1 protein-coding gene and 1 pseudogene are annotated in these 443 nt (G+C 53.3%); both read right to left on the bottom strand.

Going from position 1 to position 443, the window contains the following annotated elements:
• Positions 1–65, bottom strand: a 65-nt coding sequence (locus DW657_RS17960; RefSeq protein ID WP_158577402.1) for a smalltalk protein, incomplete at its 3' end; no start/stop codon positions are given.
• A 27-nt stretch (positions 66–92) separates the two neighbouring features.
• Positions 93–443 (bottom strand): annotated as a pseudogene (locus DW657_RS17955) (hypothetical protein); the annotation flags it as partial.

Genomic DNA, 443 nt, shown 5'->3' with positions numbered 1-443 from the left:
GCGGCGATAGCGGTTAAGATAGATAGTACTATCTGAAATACTGTTTTCCAGGTTTCTTTCTTCATAAGCAGTTTTTTTTAGTGATTAATGATTTACAAACTTACGTTGTCGCCGCCGCCGTCAGTTCCGCTGTCAGTTCCGCCGCCAGTGCCCTGGCTGGTGCCACCGCCGCCCTGGCTGGTTCCGCCGTTATCCTTGTTGGTCTCGCCGCCAGCGCCCTGGCTAGTATCACCACCACCTGGCGTATTTTCAGTTCCGCCGCCATCCTCAGCCCCGGAGGTATAATCATCGTATGCCACGATCTTGGTGAGCTTCTTCAGCTCGGCATTGCTCCAGGTCTTCGTGTTTCTTACAATCAGGTGCACGCCCAGCACACTTGCAGCAGTTACCTTCTCCTTGCTCACCTCGCCACGTGAAGTCATACCGATGGAGAACAATCCGAG

Source organism: Prevotella sp. AM23-5, from assembly GCF_003473645.1.
Lineage (GTDB): Bacteria > Bacteroidota > Bacteroidia > Bacteroidales > Bacteroidaceae > Prevotella > Prevotella copri_A.
This window is presented reverse-complemented; position numbering and strand designations above follow the sequence as displayed.